Origin of the sequence: Aeromicrobium choanae, assembly GCF_900167475.1 — a bacterium.
In the GTDB taxonomy this organism is placed as follows: Bacteria; Actinomycetota; Actinomycetes; order Propionibacteriales; family Nocardioidaceae; genus Aeromicrobium; species Aeromicrobium choanae.
Map to the genome: position 1 here is coordinate 1,871,108 of NZ_LT796768.1, position 18,563 is coordinate 1,889,670.

The 18,563-nt window shown below is 71.0% G+C and carries 19 protein-coding genes; 13 read left to right on the top strand and 6 right to left on the bottom strand.

Annotated elements, in window-relative coordinates; all coding sequences use genetic code 11:
• Genes B5D60_RS09005 through B5D60_RS09025 form a run of 5 tightly spaced genes read left to right on the top strand, consistent with a single transcriptional unit; the run spans window position 1 to window position 4,601 of the window.
• Window positions 1-1,209, top strand: coding sequence for an MCE family protein (locus tag B5D60_RS09005; RefSeq protein ID WP_078699836.1), 1,209 nt, complete (start codon window positions 1-3; stop codon window positions 1,207-1,209).
• Window positions 1,209-2,315, top strand: a complete 1,107-nt coding sequence (locus B5D60_RS09010; RefSeq protein WP_078699837.1) for an MCE family protein — start codon at window positions 1,209-1,211, stop codon at window positions 2,313-2,315. Before B5D60_RS09005 ends, B5D60_RS09010 begins: the two co-directional genes overlap by 1 nt.
• Complete coding sequence (locus tag B5D60_RS09015) at window positions 2,312-3,586, top strand: MCE family protein (RefSeq protein ID WP_078699838.1); 1,275 nt, start codon at window positions 2,312-2,314, stop codon at window positions 3,584-3,586. The genes B5D60_RS09010 and B5D60_RS09015 overlap by 4 nt, the downstream gene beginning before the upstream one ends.
• Window positions 3,583-4,107 (top strand): hypothetical protein, encoded by a 525-nt coding sequence (locus tag B5D60_RS09020; RefSeq protein ID WP_078699839.1) that lies wholly within the window; start codon window positions 3,583-3,585, stop codon window positions 4,105-4,107. Before B5D60_RS09015 ends, B5D60_RS09020 begins: the two co-directional genes overlap by 4 nt.
• Window positions 4,104-4,601 (top strand): hypothetical protein, encoded by a 498-nt coding sequence (locus tag B5D60_RS09025; protein ID WP_078699840.1) that lies wholly within the window; start codon window positions 4,104-4,106, stop codon window positions 4,599-4,601. The genes B5D60_RS09020 and B5D60_RS09025 overlap by 4 nt, the downstream gene beginning before the upstream one ends.
• A 30-nt stretch (window positions 4,602-4,631) precedes the next feature.
• Here B5D60_RS09025 and B5D60_RS09030 read toward each other — a convergent pair whose 3' ends face one another.
• Window positions 4,632-5,345 (bottom strand): class E sortase, encoded by a 714-nt coding sequence (locus B5D60_RS09030; protein WP_078699841.1) that lies wholly within the window; start codon window positions 5,343-5,345, stop codon window positions 4,632-4,634.
• 148 nt (window positions 5,346-5,493) lie between these two features.
• Between B5D60_RS09030 and B5D60_RS09035 the strand changes: the two genes are divergently transcribed.
• The 5 genes from B5D60_RS09035 (at window position 5,494) to map (ending at window position 10,688) form a co-directional block, all read left to right on the top strand.
• Complete coding sequence (locus tag B5D60_RS09035) at window positions 5,494-5,952, top strand: MaoC family dehydratase (protein ID WP_078699842.1); 459 nt, start codon at window positions 5,494-5,496, stop codon at window positions 5,950-5,952.
• Between the two features lie 4 nt (window positions 5,953-5,956).
• Window positions 5,957-7,177 carry an acyl-CoA dehydrogenase family protein gene (locus B5D60_RS09040; RefSeq protein ID WP_078699843.1) on the top strand — a complete coding sequence of 407 codons (1,221 nt, stop codon included), beginning with the start codon at window positions 5,957-5,959 and terminating at the stop codon, window positions 7,175-7,177.
• A complete protein-coding gene (locus B5D60_RS09045; protein ID WP_078699844.1) occupies window positions 7,174-7,962 on the top strand; it encodes an SDR family oxidoreductase in 789 nt (262 codons plus the stop codon). Before B5D60_RS09040 ends, B5D60_RS09045 begins: the two co-directional genes overlap by 4 nt.
• A 76-nt stretch (window positions 7,963-8,038) precedes the next feature.
• Window positions 8,039-9,898, top strand: coding sequence for a hypothetical protein (locus B5D60_RS09050; RefSeq protein ID WP_172806309.1), 1,860 nt, complete (start codon window positions 8,039-8,041; stop codon window positions 9,896-9,898).
• A gap of 22 nt (window positions 9,899-9,920) precedes the next feature.
• On the top strand, window positions 9,921-10,688 hold the full coding sequence (gene map / locus B5D60_RS09055) for a type I methionyl aminopeptidase (protein ID WP_078699846.1): 768 nt from the start codon (window positions 9,921-9,923) through the stop codon (window positions 10,686-10,688).
• Here map and B5D60_RS09060 read toward each other — a convergent pair.
• Window positions 10,672-12,042, bottom strand: a complete 1,371-nt coding sequence (locus B5D60_RS09060) for an amidase (RefSeq protein WP_172806310.1) — start codon at window positions 12,040-12,042, stop codon at window positions 10,672-10,674. The genes map and B5D60_RS09060 overlap by 17 nt on opposite strands.
• 116 nt (window positions 12,043-12,158) lie before the next feature.
• On the opposite strand from B5D60_RS09060, the gene B5D60_RS09065 reads away from it, so the two are divergent.
• A complete protein-coding gene (locus tag B5D60_RS09065) occupies window positions 12,159-12,740 on the top strand; it encodes a TIGR03086 family metal-binding protein (protein WP_078699848.1) in 582 nt (193 codons plus the stop codon).
• An 8-nt stretch (window positions 12,741-12,748) separates the two neighbouring features.
• Window positions 12,749-13,339 carry a DinB family protein gene (locus B5D60_RS09070; RefSeq protein WP_172806311.1) on the top strand — a complete coding sequence of 197 codons (591 nt, stop codon included), beginning with the start codon at window positions 12,749-12,751 and terminating at the stop codon, window positions 13,337-13,339.
• Between the two features lie 93 nt (window positions 13,340-13,432).
• On the opposite strand, the gene B5D60_RS09075 is transcribed toward B5D60_RS09070, so the two are convergent.
• Window positions 13,433-14,383: an FKBP-type peptidyl-prolyl cis-trans isomerase gene (locus tag B5D60_RS09075; RefSeq protein WP_153302952.1), complete on the bottom strand. Its 951-nt coding sequence runs from the start codon at window positions 14,381-14,383 to the stop codon at window positions 13,433-13,435.
• 121 nt (window positions 14,384-14,504) lie between these two features.
• Between B5D60_RS09075 and B5D60_RS09080 the strand changes: the two genes are divergently transcribed.
• On the top strand, window positions 14,505-15,944 hold the full coding sequence (locus B5D60_RS09080; protein WP_231948691.1) for an NCS2 family permease: 1,440 nt from the start codon (window positions 14,505-14,507) through the stop codon (window positions 15,942-15,944).
• 95 nt (window positions 15,945-16,039) lie between these two features.
• Here B5D60_RS09080 and B5D60_RS09085 read toward each other — a convergent pair whose 3' ends face one another.
• From B5D60_RS09085 to B5D60_RS09095, 3 genes are read right to left on the bottom strand one after another with little or no spacing between them, the layout of a single operon-like run.
• The gene (locus B5D60_RS09085; protein WP_078699851.1) at window positions 16,040-16,486 is read right to left on the bottom strand and encodes a DUF3817 domain-containing protein; all 447 of its coding nucleotides are present in this window, start codon (window positions 16,484-16,486) and stop codon (window positions 16,040-16,042) included.
• Window positions 16,487-16,528: 42 nt separating this feature from the next.
• Window positions 16,529-17,944, bottom strand: a complete 1,416-nt coding sequence (locus B5D60_RS09090; RefSeq protein WP_078701365.1) for a flavin-containing monooxygenase — start codon at window positions 17,942-17,944, stop codon at window positions 16,529-16,531.
• Window positions 17,941-18,516, bottom strand: a complete 576-nt coding sequence (locus tag B5D60_RS09095) for a TetR/AcrR family transcriptional regulator (protein WP_078699852.1) — start codon at window positions 18,514-18,516, stop codon at window positions 17,941-17,943. The genes B5D60_RS09090 and B5D60_RS09095 overlap by 4 nt, the downstream gene beginning before the upstream one ends.
• Window positions 18,517-18,563: the final 47 nt, after the last annotated feature.

Consider the following 18,563-nt stretch of genomic DNA (forward strand, 5'->3'; position numbering starts at 1 on the left):
ATGAGTTCCCTCCTGAACGGAATGTCGCGCGCCGCCGTGGCCGTGGCGGCGGCGCTGGTGTGCCTCGCGCTCGTGGCCGTCGCGGCGGTCGCGACGGTGACGCGGTCGGACCAGAACACGGTCACCGTCGACTTCGAGCGCACGGTCTCGCTCTACGAGGGCTCCAAGGTGCGCATCCTCGGCGTCGACGTCGGCACCGTCGAGAAGATCACTCCGCGCGGCCAGACCGTGCGGGCCGAGATCTCGTGGGACGCCGAGTTCGACGTCCCGGCCGACGCGAAGGCGCTCGTCGTCTCGCCTTCGGTCGTCGGCGACCGCTTCGTCCAGCTGGCGCCGGCCTACACGGGCGGCCCGAAGCTGCGCAGCGGCTCCCACCTCGATCAGTCGCGCACGGGCACGCCCACCGAGCTCGACGAGACGTTCGCCGCTCTCGACGACGTGGCGACCACGCTCGGGCCAGACGGCCTGAACAAGGATGGCGCGGTCAGCGACCTGGTGGCGAACTCCGCGGACAACCTCGAGGGCAAGGGCGCGGAGATCCGCGCGAGCATCGCCGCGCTGGCGAAGCTGAGCACCACCGTCGACGGCACGAAGGACGAGTTCTTCACGTCGATCGAGCAGATCGAGCGCTTCGTGTCGGCGCTGGAGACCAACGACACCAGCGTGCGTCGGTTCAACTCGAGCCTCGCCGGCGTCTCGCAGGTGCTGGCGGGGGAGGGCGACGACCTGCAGACCGCGGTGCGCGAGCTGGCAGGGGCGCTGACGCAGGTCCAGTCCTACGTCGCCGAGAACCGCGGGGTCCTGCGCAAGAACATCGCGGGCCTCAGCGACGTCACCGAGAACCTCGCCGAGCAGCGCAAGAACCTGGGCAGGATCCTCGACCAGGGTCCGAAGGCGCTCTCCAACCTGGCCACGGCCTACAACCCCACCACGGGAACCCTCGACGCTCGCGGCTCGATCAAGGGCTCCACCTCGCGCGGGATGACCGTCCTGACCGAGAGCTTCTACGTGTCGGCCTACTGCTCGCTGAGCACCAAGGAGAACGCCAAGTACAAGCAGGCCTGCGACGCCGTGGGCGAGCTCGTGAGCTTCCTGGCCGCCCAGGCGCTCCAGACGGGCAGTGACGCCGGCACGGCGGGCGCCACCTCGGCCCCGCCCGCGGGCTCATCGACGGAGGAGTCGCTCTCCTACCTGATGGGGGTGGCGTGATGCGTCAGGTCCGTTCCCGGTTCGTGCTCGCCGGCGTGGTGAGCTCCCTCGCACTCGTCTCGGGCTGCGTCTCCAGCGTGGGCGACCTGCCCCTGCCGGGCGGCGCCGACCTCGGCGACGACCCCTACACGGTCACGATCGAGTTCGCCGACGTGCTCGATCTCGTCCCGCAGAGCGCGGTCAAGGTCAACGACGTGTCCGTCGGGCGCGTCACCAAGGTCGAGCTGGACGGCTGGAAGGCCAAGGTCACCGTCAAGGTGAGCGGCGACGTGGTGCTGCCCGATCAGGCGGTCGCCTCGATCCGGCAGACCTCGATCCTGGGCGAGAAGTTCGTGTCCCTCGCCCCGCCCGAGGAGGGCGGCGGTGAAGTGGGCCGACTCGACGACGGCGACCTCATCCCGCTGGCCCGCAGTGGCAACGCCCCCGAGATCGAGACCGTGCTGGCGTCGATGTCGCTCGTGCTCAACGGCGGCGCGCTCGGCAAGGCGCAGGTCATCAGCCGCGAGCTCAACACGGCCTTCAAGGGACGCGAGTCCGACATGCGCACCCTCGTCCGACGGCTCGACGAGTTCCTCGAGGTCGCCGACGACTCCCGCGAGGACATCGTCACCGCGATCGAGCAGATCGACCGCCTCGCCAAGAACACCAACGACCAGAAGCAGGCGATCGACGCCGCGCTCGACGACCTGCCCGGCGCGCTGACCACGGTGAACCAGCAGCGGGCCAACCTCGTGAAGATGCTCGAGGCGCTGTCCGAGCTGGGCGCCGTGGGCTCCGACGTGATCATCAAGAGCAAGACCGCGGTGACCGCCGACCTGCGGGCACTCGCCCCCATCCTGGACAACCTCGGCTCAGCCGGCGACGCGCTGATCACCTCGCTCGAGGTGCTGCCCACGTTCCCGTTCCCCGACTCGTTGCTGGGCAAGACGCCGCAGGAGGCGAAGAACTACCAGATGGGCGACTACCTGAACGTGTCGCTGAACTTCGAGACCGACTTCTCCACCACCATCGGGCTCATGAACGACGCCGAGCGCCGGGCCCTCAAGGAGGCCCTGCGCGGTGACGACGTCTCGGGCGTCCTCGCGAAGTCGGTGGTGGCGCCATGATCACTCGCCGCGTGCGCGTCCAGCTGGCGATCTTCCTCGCCGGCACCCTCGTGCTGCTGACGTACATCGGGGCGAACTACGCCCACGTCGACCGTCTCTTCGGCAGCGGCTACAAGGTCACCGTCCAGATGGCCGAGTCCGGCGGCATCTTCACCACCGCCGACGTGACCTACCGCGGCGTCAGCGTGGGCCGCGTGACCGACATGTGGCTCGACGGCGACGGCGTCAAGGTGGAGGTCCGCATCGACCCCGATGCCCCCGACATCCCGGCGGACTCCGACGTGGTGGTGGCCAACCGGTCGGCCGTCGGTGAGCAGTTCCTGGACTTTCAGCCGCGTACGGACCAGGGCCCGTTCCTGGAGCAGGACGACGTGATCGCCCGCGAGCGGACCCAGGTGCCGATCGACACGCGGACGCTGCTGACCAACGTCAGCAACCTGCTGGCGTCGGTGGACGCCGACGACCTCAGCACCGTCATCACCGAGCTCGGCACGGCCTTCGAGGGCTCCTCGCAGGATCTGAGCACGATCATCGACTCCGGCAGCTCGGTCATCACCGAGGCCGACCAGAAGTACGAGGTCACCGCGGCCTTGATCCGCAGCTCCAACACGGTGCTGCAGACGCAGGTGGACTCCCAGGCCGACATCCGCACCTTCGCAAGAAGCCTGCGCGACCTGTCCACCGCGGTGCGCAGCTCCGACGGCGACCTTCGCCGGGTGATCGATGCGGGCGCGCCCACCGCGCAGACGCTGCGCGGCGTGATCGACGAGAACGCCGACGACATCGCCGCGCTGCTCGACGACGCCATCACGGTGAACCAGGTCGTCGCCACCCGCCTGGACGGCATCCGCGGCGTGCTGGTGATCGCCCCGTACGGCATCGAGAGCGCCTTCTCGATCATCACGAAGGACTCCCGCACCGGCCAGTACGGCGCGCGGCTGAGCCTCTCGCTGCAACCGGCCAACGAGCCCTGCCTCGCCGGGTACAAGCCCGACCCCCGGCAGCGCACGCCGTACGACCGCACGGTGGAGAAGTGGAACAAGTCGTACACGTGCTCCAAGTCCGCGCCGCGCGGCGCCAAGTCCGGCGGCACGGGGGCGACCTCGTCCTCGTCGTCCTCGGCCGAAGCGGGCAACGGCACGGTGCTGGGCACGTACGATGTGGCGACGCGTCGGTTCGCGTCGGACGAGGCCGCGACGATTCCGCAGGCTCTTGATCTCGGTGAGGAGTCCTGGAAGTGGATGATGCTCGGTCCGGCGGTCGCACGTTGACGCGCGGTCGCCTCGTCACGGCAGCGCTCCTGGTCGTCGCGGTCATCGGCGTGGCCGTGGGTGCCTGGCTGCTCGTACGGGGCCCGCAGGTCCCGCCGTCGGCCGACGCCGCCGCACGGCAGGACGTCCGCGCCGCCACCGAGCGGTTCGCCACGGCGATCAACACCTACGACGTCGCCGACCTCGATCCGTACGTCGAGCGCGTGACGCCCCTGCTGACCGACGACCTCGCCGAGCAGTTCGAGCTCTCCACGCAGGACCTCCTGGCCCGCTTCGAGCAGACGAAGATCGTCTCCAAGGGCAAGGTCGAGCAGGTCGCGATCGACAGCATCGACGGCGACAGCGCCGAGGCGCTCGCGGCGGTCACCGTCACCACCGTGCCCGAGGACGTCCAGTACGGCCAGCCGCGACTGCGGTGGCGTGTCTCCCTCGTGCGCGAGGGCGACACGTGGCTCGTCGACAACTTCGCCAACGTCGCGGTCGAGTCCGCACCCGCCGAGGACTCCGAGGAGGGTCAGTGAGCATCCCCCGCACCCGCACCCTGGCGATCGCGGCGGCCGTCGTCGCCGTGGTGTTCGCGCTCGGCAGCCTGCTGGCGGTCCAGCGAGCCGAGGCCTCCGCGCAGGACGAGGTCGACGCGCGCGACGAGGCCACCGCCGCCGCCTCGGCCGCGCTGCCACGCATGCTGGGCTACCGCCACGCCACGATCGCCGAGGACCTCGACGAGGCCACCGAGGTGATGACCCCCAAGTTCGCCAAGAAGTACACCGAGCTCGCGCCCCAGCTGGTCACCACGGCCCAGCAGCGCAAGATCGACGTCACCGCCACGGTGCGCGAGATCGCCGCGCTCGAGTGCGGCCAGGAGTGCTCCACCTCGAGGGTGCGGCTGCTGGCCTTCGTCGACCAGAGCCGCACGATCGCCGGCGAGGCGGGCTCGCCCGCAGCGCTCTCGGTCGTGGTGCAGATGCGCGAGGTCGACGGCGACTGGATGGTCGACGACCTCACCACCAGCTGAGGCTCCGCCCCTCACGGTGCGGCCAGGTGGCTAGACGTGCTCCGTCTTCACGAGCGTGCCGAACACCACCGAGCGGTTGTCGGTGTGGAAGATCTCCGAGCACGTGGTCAGCGTCAGCAGCGACTCGGTGGGCCTCGCCTTCGTCTTCTGGTCCTTCGACCCCCGGGCCTTCTCGGGCACGGGCTGGACGACCCAGATGTCGGTGAAGTCGACGATGGTGTCGGTGCCGGAGTTCTGCAGCTCGTAGGTGTAGACGTGCGTGCGCGTCTCGACCTCGACGAGGTCGCCGGGGCGCAGCTTCGGGAAGTCCTTGAACGGCTGGCCGTTCGTGACCCGGTGGCCGGCGACGGCGAAGTTGCCCTTCTGCCCGGGGCGCTGGCTGTCGGTGAACCAGCCCACGCCCGAGGTGAGTGCGGTGTCGTCGATGCCGGCCACCACCGGCACCTCGAAGTCGTCGCCCCACCGCGGTGCGCGCAGCACGGCGAACACCTGGCCCATGCGGATCTCGTCGCGCGTGGCATCGCCCTCGCGGTTGCCCCTCCAGTCGTCGGCCAGTGCCACGGCCATCTCGCCCTGGCGCTGCTTCGCGACGATGTTGGTGCCGATGTAGTTCCACGCCGCCCAGCCGAGCCCGAGCACCAGCACGAGGCTCAGCAGGCTCGCCACGAGGCGCGCCGGCCGCAGCTGCGGTGTCGGCTTCAGCTCGGGGCGCTCGCGGCGCGGCGGGCCGGCGGAGGCATTCACGTAACCGAGTGTCACACCTGAGCCGCGGCGCGACAATCGAGTCCGCCGAACCCGCGGGCGACCGGTGCCGTCGAGGGCGTTGCCGGTGACCTCACCCTCGCGGTACGGTGCAGGCTAAGCAAGCGCTTAGTCACCCCAGGAGACCCCGATGACCCGTGAGTTCGAGACGATCGCCGACCTGAAGGCCGCCACCGGCCAGGAGCTGGGCACCAGCGACTGGGTCACCGTGACCCAGGAGAAGATCAACCTCTTCGCCGACGCCACCGGCGACCACCAGTGGATCCACGTCGACCCCGACGCGGCCGCGAAGGGACCCTTCGGCACGCCGATCGCCCACGGGTACCTCACGCTGAGCCTGCTGCCGGTGTTCACGGCGCAGATCTACAGCGTCAAGAGCGCGGTCATGGGCGTGAACTACGGCGCCAACAAGGTGCGCTTCCCGCACCCGGTGCCCGTCGACTCCCGCGTGCGCGCCACCGCCACGCTGAAGGAGACGCAGGACATCACCATCGGCACCCAGGTCGTCCTGACCGTCGTCGTCGAGATCGACGGGGTCGAGAAGCCGGCGTGCATCGCCGACGTCGTCTACGTGATCGCCGAGGGCTGACCCGATGGACTTCGCCTTCGACGACAGGACCCAGGACCTCATCGCGCAGATGCGCGCGTTCATGGACGAGGTCGTCCACCCGGCCGAGCCGCTCGCGCACGAGCAGATCGAGGCCAACTACGCGAACGACACGTGGGACATCCCCGCGGTCGTCGAGGACCTGAAGGTCGAGGCGAAGAAGCGCGGGCTGTGGAACCTGTTCCTGCCCGGCGAGGGCGGAGCCGGCCTCACCAACCTGCAGTACGCGCCGCTCGCCGAGATCCAGGGCCGCAGCATCCAGCTGGCCCCGCCGGCCACGAACTGCGCCGCCCCGGACACCGGCAACATGGAGGTTCTGAACGAGTTCGGCACCGACGAGCAGAAGAAGCAGTGGCTCGAGCCGCTCCTGGTCGGCGAGATCCGCTCGGCGTTCGCGATGACCGAGCCCGACGTGGCCTCCAGCGACGCCACGAACATCGAGACCTCGATCGTCCGTGACGGCGACGAGTACGTCATCAACGGCCGCAAGTGGTGGATCACCGGCGCGATGAACCCGAACGCCAAGGTCTTCATCGTCATGGGCAAGACCGATCCCACGGCCGCCCGCCACCGCCAGCAGTCGCAGATCCTCGTGCCGCGGGACACGCCGGGCCTGGAGATCGTGCGCGGCATGCACGTGTTCGGCTACCACGACCGCGACCACGGCGGCCACGCCGAGCTGCGGTTCACCGACGTGCGCGTGCCGGTCACGAACCTCATCGCCGGCGAGGGCGACGGGTTCGCGATCGCCCAGGCGCGCCTCGGGCCGGGCCGGATCCACCACTGCATGCGCTCGATCGGCATCGCCGAGCGGGCCATCGAGCTGATGTGCCAACGCGCGCAGGACCGCACCGCGTTCGGCAAGCCGCTCGCCGACCAGGGCGTCATCCGCGACTGGATCGCCGAGTCCCGCGTGCGGATCGAGCAGCTGCGCCTCCTCGTGCTCAAGACCGCGTGGCTGATGGACACCGTGGGCAACAAGGGCGCCCACACCGAGATCCAGGCGATCAAGATCGCCACGCCGCAGACCGTCCAGTGGATCCTCGACAAGGCCATCCAGGTCCACGGCGGGGGAGGCCTCAGCCAGGACTTCCCGCTCGCGGAGATGTACGCCGGGATCCGCACGCTGCGGTTCGCCGACGGTCCCGACGAGGTGCACAAGAACTCGTTGGCCAAGGCCGAGCTGAAGCGGCAGGGACTCCGATGACCGGGCGTCGTTGCGTCGTCACCGGCGCGGCCGGTGGCATCGGCCTGGCGATCGCGGAGGCCCTGATCGAGCGCGGTGACCGCGTCCTGCTGGCCGACCTCGACGAGCAGCGTGTGTCCGAGGCCGGCGAGCGGCTCGGGCAGCCGTGGTTCGCGGGGGACGTGGCGTCCGAGGCGGGCGTCACCGACCTCGTCGCCCGCGCCGACGAGGAGCTGGGCGGCGTCGACGTCTTCGTCGCCAATGCCGGCATCTTCCGCGGCTTCGGTCTCGACGCCGACGAGTTCGACTGGTCGTTGTCGCTGGACGTCAACCTCATGGCGCACGTGCGCGCGGCCCGCGCGCTCGTGCCGCGGTGGAGCGTCGAGAACCCCGGGGTCTTCGCGGTCACCGCGTCGGCGGCGGGCCTGCTGACGCAGCTCGGCTCGCCGACCTACTCGGTCTCCAAGCGGGCCGCCGTGGGCTTCGCCGAGTGGCTCGCCGCCACGTACGGCGACCGCGGCGTCCGGGTCACGGCACTGTGCCCGATGGGAGTCGCGACGCCGATGGCCGAGGCCGGCGAGACGGCCACCGAGCCCGATGCGCGGCTGGCCCACGCGTCGGTCGCCGCCGCGGGTGAGACGCTCGCGCCGAGCGAGGCCGCGCGGGTCCTGCTCGAGGCGATCGACGAGGGCCGCTTCCTCGCGCTCCCTCACGAGTCCGTGGGCACGATGTACGGCCGCAAGGCCCAGGACACCGACCACTGGCTGTCGGGGATGCAGCGCTTCCGGACGTCGCTCGGGGGCTGATTCGGGTATCACCCCCGGGATGAGGGACTCTCCGGATACGATCGTCCGACTCATGTCCTTCAACCGGGGGTACCCGATGCATCGTCCGACCCTGCGCTGGCTGTCCGCCGCCGCCATCAGCGGCGTGGCCGCGACCGCGCTGGTCGCCCCCGCCTCGCCCGCGGTCGCCGCTCCCGCGGCGTTCTGCTCCGACGGCAGCCAGCCGATGATCACCCAGGCCGAGGTGGTCGACACGTTCGACGAGAACACCCCGGTCACCGGCCTCACGGTGGTGAAGGGCACGCAGCCCGTGCAGTTCACGGGCCGCTACACCGGTCACCTGGAGAATGCGCTCGGCCAGGGCGTCGACATGCTGCTCTTCGAGCTCTCGGGGGCCGGGATCGACACCGGCAGCCCGAGGGCCGGCATCTGGTCGGGCATGTCGGGCTCGCCCGTCTACGCCGAGGACGGCCGGCTGATCGGCGCGGTCGCGTACGGCCTCAACGCCGACAACATCCCGATCGCGGGCGTGACCCCGGCCGACTACATGAAGCGCGCCGGCGTCGACCGCCTGGGCCCGGCGGAGGTCTCGATCACCCGCCGCGCCCTGAGCGGCGTCTCGGCCGCCACCGAGGCGGACCTCGCGGGTGGGACGCTGCCCCTGCTCAAGACGCGGAAGGTGGTGGCCGGCGGTGCCAAGGCCAACCGCCTGGCGAACCGCACGCTCGCCCGCGTCCCGGGCGCCTCGGCCGCCGCCCGCTCGGCGCGCGCCGGTGGCTTCGCCGCGGTGGCGACGCCCACGGTCATCGACGACCCGCTCGTCCCCGGCGGCAACATCGCCGTCGGCTACTCCACCGGCGACCTGTTCTCCGGCGGCGTCGGCACGGTCACCGCGATCTGCGGCTCCACGGTGTGGGCCTTCGGTCACCCGATGGACTTCGCCGGTGAGACCTCGCTGTCGATCCACAACGCCTCGGCGGCGCTCATCGTCCCCGACGCCACGGGCCAGGTGGGCTCGTACAAGCAGGTCTCGCGGATCGGCCAGCAGATCGGCACGATCACGCACGACGGCTACGCCGCCATCCGTGGCGAGCTCGGACTGATCAAGGGCTTCGGGGTGACCACCCACGTCTACAACGCGGCCACCCAGCGGATCCGCACGTACAGCGGCTCCGTCGTCAACCCGGACATGGCCCCGTTCGCCGCGGGTTACGCGCCCGCCTACGCCGCCATCGACACGCTCGACAACTTCGGCATCGGCACGGTGCGCCACGTCTGGCGGATCGGCTACCGCACGCGCGACGGCCGGACCGGCATCCTGACGAACGAGCAGGTCTACGCCGACCGCGGCGAGCTGGCCGACCAGCTGGCCGGCGACATCGGCGGCGACATCGCCTCCCTCACCGGCACCGACCTGGCCGACGCGACCATCACCTCGGTCACCTCGCACCTCACCCTGCGCAGCGCGAAGGCGGTCGACTACCGGTTCAGCGGTGCGCAGAAGTGGAGCGGCAAGGCGTGGGTGAAGCTCGGCGGCTCGTCGGTCAAGGCCGGCCGCGGCGTGCTGGTGCGCCCCGTCTACCGCGAGTACGTCAACGGCAAGCCGCAGGGAACGCGCACCGGCCCGTCGAAGAAGTTCACGATCGGCAGGAACGCCGTCGGTCGCGGCAAGGTCACGTTCGCGCCGAAGGGCGAGGAGTCGAAGTCTGAGTGCGTGGAGGACGAGGACGGCGAGATCTTCTGCCCCGAGTTCGGCGGCGACGATGAAGGGCCCCGGACGTTCGCGGCCCTGCTCGAGCAGCTGGACGCCCTCATCCCCTCCGACCGCGCCCTCGTGACGGCCGGCTGGAACTGGAAGGTGGGCAAGGCCAAGGGCGCCTCGCAGCGCCGTGCGGGCTTCGTCGCCCCCGGCAAGCTCAGCGGGTCGTACACCGCCACCTTCCGGGTCCGCCGCTGACGCGGGTCCGTAGGCTGGCCGCATGGCGATCGAGCTGCTGAACCCCACCCAACTCGACGAGATGCGGCCGGCCGGCCGGTTCGTCGCGGAGGTCCTGACCACCCTGGCCGAGACGGCTGACGTGGGGATGGACCTGCTCGAGCTCGACGCCATAGCCCACCGGATGATCAAGGACCGCGGCGCCGAGTCGTGCTACATCGACTACGCGCCCTCGTTCGGGCGCGGCCCGTTCGGCAAGGTGCTGTGCACGAGCGTCAACGACGCGGTGCTGCACGGCCTGCCTCACAAGTACAAGCTGCGCGACGGCGACCTCGTCAGCCTCGACTTCGCGGTCAGCGTCGACGGGTGGGTGTGCGACTCGGCCCTCAGCGTCGTCGTCGGCACGCCGCGCGACGAGGACCTGCGCCTCATCGAGGCCACCGAGGTGGCCCTCGCGCGGGCGATCGAGGTGGCGCGACCCGGCGGGAAGATCGGCGACATCAGCGCCACGATCGGCGAGACGGCCCGCGAGTACGGCTATACGGTCAACACGCAGTTCGGCGGCCACGGCGTCGGCCGCACGATGCACGGCGACCCGCACATCTCGAACGACGGCGTGGCGGGTCGGGGGTTCCCCCTCAAGCCGGGCCTGGTCATCGCGATCGAGCCGTGGCTGCTGGCCTCGACCGACGAGATCCGCATGGACGACGACGGCTGGACGATCCGCAGCGCCGACGGCTCCCGCGGCGCCCACAGCGAGCACACCATCGCCATCACCGACGGCGACCCCATCGTCATGACCGCCCGCTGACCTCCATCAGCTGATCGGCGGCCTGCAGGACGAGGGCGTCGGCTCCGACGTGGCCGGCGAGCATGACGCCCACCGGCAGGCCCTCGTGCACGTGGCCCGGCACGCTCGCGGCAGGCTGGCCGCTCATGTTCATCAGTGCCGTGTACGGCGTGAACAGCAGCTCGCGCCGGTGGTCCTCGGTGGGGTCGCCCGACTCGGTGAACCACGCGTGGGGCTGCGGCGGCAGGGCCAGGGTGGGCGTCAGGAACAGGTCGAACGACGCCAGTGAGGCGTTGACCGTGGCGGTGGTGAGCTCGAGGAACGTCAGCGCCGCGGCGAGTGCCGGGGCGGACGCCTGCCCACCTCGCTCGTACCAGTAGCGGGTGGTGGGGCGCAGCGCCCCGATCGCTTCCGGGGGTAGCGGCACCGAGGCCATGCCGGCGGACCAGACCACGTTGAACTGCGGCTCGAGGTCGGCCGGCCACGGGTTCGCGATCTCGACGACCTCGTGACCCAGCGCGGCGAGGGCCTCGCGCGCGGCGGCGACCGCGGCCACCGAGCCGGGTGACGCCTCGACGAAGTCGAGGTACGGGTCGGTCCAGGTGGCGATCCGGAGGCGGCCGGTCTCGCGGCGGACCTCCTGGGCGAACGGTGTCGCCGGTGCCGGCCACACGCGCGACGAGCCCGGCACCGGCCGGGCGAGCAGGTCGAGGACCGCGGCGACGTCGCGCACCGAGCGCGCGAGCACGCCGTCGGTGGCCAGACCGCTCCAGGTGGGGGAGTCCGGTCCCGCTCCGACGCGCCCCCGCGACGGCTTGAACCCGAGCACGCCGCAGCACGACGCCGGGATCCGGATCGAGCCGCCGCCGTCGCTGCCGGGCGCCAGCGGCAGCAGGTGCGCGGCCACGGCCGCCGCGGCGCCACCACTGGAACCGCCGGCGTTGAGCGCTGGATCGGCCGGCGTTCCCGTGGGTCCGACGACGTCGTTGTCGGTGTAGGAGCTCAGGCCGAACTCGGGGGTGTTCGTCTTGCCGAGGCTGACGAACCCGGCCTCCTCGACGAGGTCGACCAGGTGGGCGCTGTGGTCGGGGACCTCGTCGGCCAGCAGTCGCGAGCCCATCGTGGTGCGGACGCCCGCGGTGGGGGTGAGGTCCTTGAAGGCGGTGGGGACGCCGGCGAAGGGGGGCCGATCGTCGAGGGAGTCCAGCTCGGCGGCGCGGGTCAGCGCTCGCTCGGGCGTCACGGTGACGAAGGCCCCGAGGTGGTCGGCCTCCACGCGATCGAGGAAGTGGCGCGTCACCTCGACGCACGACACCTCACGCGCGGCGATCGTGGCGGCGAGGTCGTGGGCGTCCAGCTCGTGCAGTGCGGTCACCTCGCCACCGTCTCGTGCCCGCGGGTGGTTCGACAACCCGGCCCCAGATCGCTCTTGACGCCGCGGAGGGGGAGCGGTCGACTGGGAGCCTCGTGTCGTCGACCGTCGGAGGATCCGTGTCCGCATCTCACCCCGGGGGGTCACCGTCCCTCGCCGAACGCCATGCGCGCCTCGCGGACGGCTTCACGGCGGTCGTCGAGCGCGTCGAGGACTGGGACGCGCCCACCCCGGTTCCCGAGTGGGCGGCGCGCGACGTCGTGGAGCACCTGGTGACGTGGTCGCAGGGCTTCCTCGCCTCCGGGGGCGTTCACCTCCGCCGCGAGGTCGACCCCGACGACCCGGCCGCCGCCTGGCGCGCCCACGCCGCGGAGATCCAGGAGCTGCTCGAGTCGCCGGCGGCCGACGAGGACTTCACGCACCCGCACCTGGGCACCGATCCGCTGGGCGGCGTGATCGACCGGTTCTACACGACCGACGTCCTCATGCACACGTGGGACCTGGCCGAGTCGGCCGGCGTGCCGTCGGGCCTGGACTCCCAGGAGTGCGAGCACCTGCTGCAGGGGATGACCCCGCACGAGCAGCTGCTGCGCGACTCCGGTCAGTACGGGCCTGCGGTGCCCGTGCCGCCCGACGCGGACGGGGTGGTGAGGCTGATGGGCTTCATCGGCCGCGACCCGGAGTGGAGGGCGAGCCGATGAGTCGGGCGATGAGCCTGCACTACCTGCAGCGTGGCCACCGTGCCGTGCTCCGTGCCGTGCACGGCGTGGAGGAGTACGACGCTCGGCGGCCGCTGACGCCGACGGGGACGAACCTGCTCGGCCTGGTCAAGCACCTGGCCATCGTCGAGCTCGAGTACGTCGCGAGCTGCGCCGGCTTCCGGAGCGACCTCGGCACCCCGTGGGAGTCCACCACCGAGGAGGAGGACGACTCCGACCTGTGGCTGGCGGCCGATGAGAGCGCACAGGCGGTGATCGACCTCTACGTCGCCGTGGGCGAGCACACCGCGCGCGCCTGCGCCGAGCTGCCCGAGGACTCACCCGCGAAGGTGCCGTGGTGGAGCGAGCCCGACACGACCTTCGACCACCTGCTCGTCCACCTCGTGTCGGAGACCGCGCAGCACGCCGGGCACCTGGAGATCCTGCGCGAGGGTCTCGACGGCCAGGGTGACTCGTGGGACGAGTCGCGCAGCGAGCGCGACGCGGCCTGGTGGGCGGCGCTGAACGAGCGGATCACCGCGGCTGCGGAGCCGTTCCGCGACGCGGGCTCCGTGGTGACGGCGCCCGCCGACTCGTTCTGACGCGCACCCCGCACCACTTGTGGAAACGGATCCACGCCGAACGCGGTTCGGGACGTGAATCCGCTTCCACAAGTGGGCCTGAGGCGCCGGAGGTCAGGAGTCGATCGAGACGATCTCCACGACGAACAGCAGCGTCTTGCCGCCGAGCTCGTTGCCCTCGGAGGCCTCGGTGCCGTAGCCGTACTCGGCGGGGATGTTGATCAGCACGGTGGAGCCGACCTTCTGGCCGACGACGCCGGCCTTGAACCCCTGCACGACCTGGTCGGTGGACAGCTGCGCAGGCTGGCCGTCCTTGCCGAACGTCTGCTGGAACACCTTGCCCTTGTCCTCCCAGGTGCTGCCCTGGTAGTTCACGGTGAGGGTGTCGCCCGCCTTGACGGTCTCGCCGTCGCCCTCCTCGAGGACCTTGACCAGGACGTCCTTCGGCGGATCGGTCTTCGGCAGCTCGACCTTGGGCTCGTCGCCCTCGAGGCTGACCTCGGGGACGTCGTCCTTCCACTCCTTGGCCTTGACCTCCTCGCGGACGTCGACGACGTCGGTCACGATCACGAGGGAGTCCGTGCCCTTGATGCCGAGGTCGGCGTACCCCTCGGCGCCGTAGACGTCGGACGCCGACACCGTGGTGACGACGCGCGAGCCCGTGGGGACGCACTCGATGCCGGCGCGGAAGGCCTCGAAGGTCTTGTCGTCGCCGGCGGTGAGGGTGGCCTGCTCGCTGAGCGCCTGCTTGCCGTCGCGGCCGTTGAAGACGGTGATGACGGCCTCGACCTGGTCGCCCTTCGAGGTGTCGTCCCCGTCGCCGTCGTCGACGACGGTGCGCTGCAGGTCGTCGGCCTTCGCGGCCAGCGGCGCGGTGAAGGTGGCCTTGGGGCCCGTCTTGCCGAACTCACCCGAGACCTTCACGGCGTCGCTGGAGGCACCGGAGGCGTAGTCCGTGCAGCTCTCCTTCTTCGAGTCCTTCGCGTCGTCGTCGCCGGACCCGCAGGCCGCCAGGGGCGCCACGGCCAACAGCAGGACGAGGGGCAGGGTCTTCAGGTTCCGCATGGTTCTCATTTCGTCGAGGGAGTCGCCCGGACAGTCTGCCGAGCGTACCTGTCCGTTTCCTGAGAGCCTCCGAAGAGCCCGCCGTGCTGAGACGCTCGCACGCTTGGCAGGATGGGGCCCCGTGACGACTACCCTCGATCGCTATTTCAAGATCTCGCAGCGCGGCTCGTCGGTCGGACAGGAGGTCCGCGGCGGCGTCGTGACCTTCCTGACGATGGCGTACATCATCGTTCTCAACCCCATCATCCTCAGTGGTGTGGCCGATGCCGACGGCAAGTTCCTCGGCGGAGGCACCGAGCCGGGCTCGGGCTTCGCGACGATCGCGGCCTGCACCGCGCTCGTGGCCGGCGTGCTGACGATCCTGATGGGCGTGGTGGCGAACTTCCCCATCGCGCTGGCGACCGGCCTGGGCCTGAACGCCTTCGTCGCGTTCTCCGTGGCCACCCAGATGACGTGGGCCGACGCGATGGGCCTGGTCGTGCTCGAGGGCATCGTGATCCTCGTGCTGGTGCTGACCGGCTTCCGCAAGGCGGTCTTCGACGCCGTGCCGGGGCAGCTGAAGACCGCGATCGCGGTGGGCATCGGCCTCTTCCTGACCCTGATCGGCCTGATCGACGCGGGCTTCGTGCGTGCCACCGGCAACGCCGCCCCGCCGATCGGCATGGGCATCGGCGGCGAGCTGTCGGGCTGGCCCGTGCTGGTGTTCAGCTTCGGCCTGCTGCTGATGATCAGCCTGCACACGCGCCGGGTCCCCGGCGCCATCCTCATCGGCATCGTCGTCACCACGATCGTGGCGATCATCGTGCAGGCGATCACCGACACCCCGGCCTCCGGCGGCGACCCGACCTCCAAGGGCTGGAACCTCAACGTTCCGGCATGGCCCGAGAAGATCATCGAGAAGCCCGACCTCTCGCTGCTCGGCGACTTCAACCTGCTCGGCTCGTTCGACCGCGTCGGCGTCGTCGCGGCGGTGCTGCTGGTCTTCACCCTCATGCTCGCGGACTTCTTCGACACGATGGGCACGATGACGGCCGTCGGCGCCGAGGCCGGCCTGAACGACGAGGACGGCGCGCCCGAGGGTGCCCAGCGGATCCTCATCGTCGACTCGGTCGCCGCCGCGGTGGGTGGCGCCGCCGGCGTCTCGAGCAACACGTCCTACGTGGAGTCCACGGCCGGCGTCGCCGATGGCGCGCGCACCGGCCTGGCCAGCGTGATCACGGGCCTGTGCTTCCTGCTGGCCACGATCTTCACCCCGGTCGTGCAGATCATCCCGAACGAGGCCGCCGTGGCCGCGCTCGTGCTCGTGGGCTTCCTGATGATGACGCAGGTGACCGAGATCGACTGGAAGGACCCCGAGATCGCGATCCCGGCGTTCCTGACGATCGCCTTCATGCCGTTCACGTACTCGATCACCGCCGGCATCGGCGCGGGCTTCCTGGCCTACGTGGTGCTCAAGGTCGTGATGGGCAAGGTCCGCGAGGTGCACGTCCTGCTGTGGATCATCGCCGCGATGTTCGTCGCCTACTTCGCGATCGACCCGATCACGCGCGCGCTGACCTGAGCCGAGGCTCCACCCGCCGGACTTTTGTGACGCCTGTCGGGTCCTGAGCCCCGATCCGGCCGACTCGTGTCACAAAAGTGGGGCGGTGGCGCGGGTCAACTGGTGGGCGGGCCCACCACGAGGGCCGCACCGGTGAGGGCGACGACGGCGACGATGCCGACGGCTACGCCCTGCAGGGGCTTGCGCACGAGCCACGCCACGAGGCGGTCGAGCAGACCCTGCGGCTCGCCCGTGGTGAGCCGCCACCGCTCGGGCAGCGCGCCCTGGCGCTCGCTGACGACGTCGAACCAGATCGTGAAGAACGGCGGCACGGCGGCCAGCAGGCCCAGCGCCGAGCGCTTGAGGCTCCACTGCGCGTCGATCGCGACGACCACGGTGGTCACCACGTAGGCCACGAACACGACGCCGTGCAGCATGCCGCCGATCCGCACCCCCAGCTCGGTGGTCTCGGTGACGTACTTGAGGAACATGCCCGTCAGCAGCAGGGCCCAGGTGATGGCCTCGGAGACGGCGACGATGCGGAACAGGCGGCGGGGGGACATGCCTCCATTGTCCCGGTCCGGCTCAACCCTCCGGGAGGCGGCTCAGGCCCAGACGAAGTCCTCGTCGTGCACCGTTGCGACGACGCGCTCGTAGGCCCACGTGCCGCCGGGCCAGTTCGAGGTGATGCGGCCCGTCTCGGGATGGCGGTACCAGCTGGAGCACGACGCCCACGCCGACCGGACCAGCTCGTCCTGCACCCGCGCGTCCCACCGCTGCTCGGCCTCGGCGCGGGCCTGGACCTGCCGCGCGCCGCGGTGCCGCATCCGGTCGAGGGTGGCGCGGATGTGGCGCGCCTGCGCCTCGAGCATCGTGATGATCGAGCCGCCGCCGAGGTTGGTGTTGGGGCCGTACGCCAGGAAGAGGTTCGGAAAGCCCGGCACGTGGATCCCCAGGTGCGCGCGGGCGCCGTCTCGCCAGAGCTGGTGGAGGTCGCCGCCCGGACCGGTGACCTCGATCCCGTGCAGGAAGTCCTGCGTGTCGAACCCGGTGGCGAAGCAGACCGCGTCGACGTCGTGCCAGGTGCCGTCGGCCGTGCGGATCGCGTCCGGACGCACCTCGGTGAGCGCGTGCGGCACGAGTCGCACGTGGTCGCGCGTCAGGGCGGGGTAGTACTCGTTGGAGAACAGGATCCGCTTGCAGCCCACCTGGTGGCGCGGGGTGAGGTCGCGCCGCAGCCCCGCGTCGCGTACCTGCACGCGGCGCTGCGTGGCGGCGAGCCGCTCGATGAACGAGGCGACCCCGGAGTTCGGGTCGAGCCCCCGCGAGAACTGCTGGCTGATCCAGTCGATCGGCCGTCGTTCGCGGGCTGCGAGGTCGCGGTACCAGGACGGGTACGCGCCGTCGAGCTTCGGCAGCACGTGCTGGGCCGACCGCTGCACCACGACGAGCTCGCGGGCGACCTCGGCCAGCCGCGGGACGAGCTGAATGGCGGACGCGCCGGTGCCCACCACGGCCACGCGTCGACCTGCGAGGTCCACCGAGTCGTCCCAGGAGCCGGCGTGCAGCACCGGGCCGGCGAACGACTCCCAGCCCTGGACCTGCGGCGCACTCGGCTCGGACAGCTGGCCGACCGCGCTCACCAGGACGTCGACGGTCTCCGCGGTGCCGTCGTCGAACGTGACCCGCCAGCCATTTGCGTCCTGGTGGGCGGACACGACCTTCGCGCCGAAGCGGCACCGCGGGGTGACGCCGAACCAGTCGGCGACGTCGCGCAGGTAGGCGAGGATCTCCGCCTGCACGGGGTAGCGACGCGTCCACCGGTCGCTCGGCGCGAAGGAGAAGGAGTAGAGCGGCCCCGGCACGTCGCAGCCGGAGCCCGGGTAGGTGTTGTCGCGCCACACACCGCCGAGCTGATCGGCCCGCTCCCACAGCCGCACGTCGTCGTACCCGTGGGTGAGCAGCTCGACGGCGGTGCCGATGCCGCCGAACCCAGTGCCGATGATCCCGATCGACGTCATGGCGCCGTCACCGTGAGGACGGCCGCGCACACGTCGGCGTGCACGTCCTCACGCTCGAGGGTGCCGCGCACCAGCCACTCGCGGCACAGCGCCTTCACGTAGGCGGCCACGGGGCGCAGCCGAGCGCGCAGGGCGGCGTCGTCGGGCAGCGCCAGCGCGTCGAGCACGAGGCGCGCGGCCCGGTCGTCGGCCTCGTCGACGATCGCCTGGACGTCGGAGGGGCCGTGGAGGTTCGCCGCGCCCGAGGCCGCGACCCATGCCTGGCCGTACGTGCCGGCCGCGTCGAGGATCCAGTCGATCGTGCGGCTCACGCGCTCGGGCAGCGGCAGGTCCGCGAGGTCGGGGAGGGCGGCCTCGGGCATCTGCACCGACTCGCGCATGACCGCCAGGAACAGCGCGCGCTTGCTGCCGAAGTAGTGGTGGACCAGGCCGCGGGTCACGCCCGCGGCCCGGGCCAGCTCGGTGGTGGAGACCTGGTCGTACGGGCGGGAGGCGTAGAGCACGGCCGCCGCGTCGAGGATCGATCGGCGCCGGGAGTCGGGAGCGAGGCGGGTGCGCGCCGCGGGAGTCATGGGACCAGTGTCGGCAGGCTATTGGCAGACTGTCAACAGTCCCCTAC

Bases quoted from the DNA above. Each gene is read 5' to 3' on its own strand.
- B5D60_RS09005 (WP_078699836.1), top strand. From the start codon at position 1: ATGAGTTCCCTCCTGAACGGAATGTCGCGCGCCGCCGTGGCCGTGGCG.
- B5D60_RS09010 (WP_078699837.1), top strand. From the start codon at position 1,209: ATGCGTCAGGTCCGTTCCCGGTTCGTGCTCGCCGGCGTGGTGAGCTCC.
- B5D60_RS09015 (WP_078699838.1), top strand. From the start codon at position 2,312: ATGATCACTCGCCGCGTGCGCGTCCAGCTGGCGATCTTCCTCGCCGGC.
- B5D60_RS09035 (WP_078699842.1), top strand. From the start codon at position 5,494: ATGACCCGTGAGTTCGAGACGATCGCCGACCTGAAGGCCGCCACCGGC.
- B5D60_RS09040 (WP_078699843.1), top strand. From the start codon at position 5,957: ATGGACTTCGCCTTCGACGACAGGACCCAGGACCTCATCGCGCAGATG.
- B5D60_RS09045 (WP_078699844.1), top strand. From the start codon at position 7,174: ATGACCGGGCGTCGTTGCGTCGTCACCGGCGCGGCCGGTGGCATCGGC.
- B5D60_RS09050 (WP_172806309.1), top strand. From the start codon at position 8,039: ATGCATCGTCCGACCCTGCGCTGGCTGTCCGCCGCCGCCATCAGCGGC.
- map (WP_078699846.1), top strand. From the start codon at position 9,921: ATGGCGATCGAGCTGCTGAACCCCACCCAACTCGACGAGATGCGGCCG.
- B5D60_RS09070 (WP_172806311.1), top strand. From the start codon at position 12,749: ATGAGCCTGCACTACCTGCAGCGTGGCCACCGTGCCGTGCTCCGTGCC.
- B5D60_RS09075 (WP_153302952.1), bottom strand. From the start codon at position 14,383: ATGCGGAACCTGAAGACCCTGCCCCTCGTCCTGCTGTTGGCCGTGGCG.
- B5D60_RS09085 (WP_078699851.1), bottom strand. From the start codon at position 16,486: ATGTCCCCCCGCCGCCTGTTCCGCATCGTCGCCGTCTCCGAGGCCATC.
- B5D60_RS09090 (WP_078701365.1), bottom strand. From the start codon at position 17,944: ATGACGTCGATCGGGATCATCGGCACTGGGTTCGGCGGCATCGGCACC.
- B5D60_RS09095 (WP_078699852.1), bottom strand. From the start codon at position 18,516: ATGACTCCCGCGGCGCGCACCCGCCTCGCTCCCGACTCCCGGCGCCGA.